General features: G+C 47.7%; 1 protein-coding gene. It reads right to left on the reverse strand.

Going from position 1 to position 612, the window contains the following annotated elements; all coding sequences use genetic code 11:
• A partial coding sequence (locus A3766_RS05705; RefSeq protein ID WP_197479352.1) for a precorrin-3B C(17)-methyltransferase occupies positions 1-472 on the reverse strand: 472 nt, incomplete at its 3' end.
• Between the last annotated feature and the right edge of the window lie 140 nt (positions 473-612).

Below are 612 nucleotides of genomic sequence, written 5' to 3' on the forward strand. Positions count from 1 at the left end.
TCGTCTCCCAAGGCGTTAGCAAATCAGATAACGATACGGTACAAAAATCATGACCGAGCATGGCGCCGACACGGCTTGCGCCCGCTTGCATGGCAGAGATTCCAGGGACAACGTCTATCTCAACATCTAGCCATTCTGGATGATCTAAGGCCTCGCCTTGCGCTTGCTTTAAGAGTTGTTGATCCAACAATTCAAACACCAACGTTGCCATCGCATAAATGCCGATGTCGCCACTCGAAACCAAGGCGGTTGTTTTACCGCTAGCCGCGAGATCTAAGGCGAGTTTAGCTCGCCCGATCTCTTCCCCCAAAGGTAACTCGTGATGTGTTTTTCCATCACACACATCACCTAACAAGTCGAGATACAAACCGTACGCGACCAAATCTGAACTGGCTCCAATGGCGCTAAGCGCTTTCGGCGCCACAAGAGATCTATCACCAGGACCGGTGCCCACTACAAATAACTGACTCATGCTAATTTTGTTTCCTGCTCTTAATTCAAATGAACTATTTTTCCAATACGACCTAAGCACTATTACTTATCTGACGCTGTCTTAGTAAAGCTCCGTGCAATCGCGCACGTGGCTTTCTTTGTCTTTTGTTTCGATAAAAC

The sequence above is a fragment of the Oleiphilus sp. HI0132 genome, from assembly GCF_001635845.1.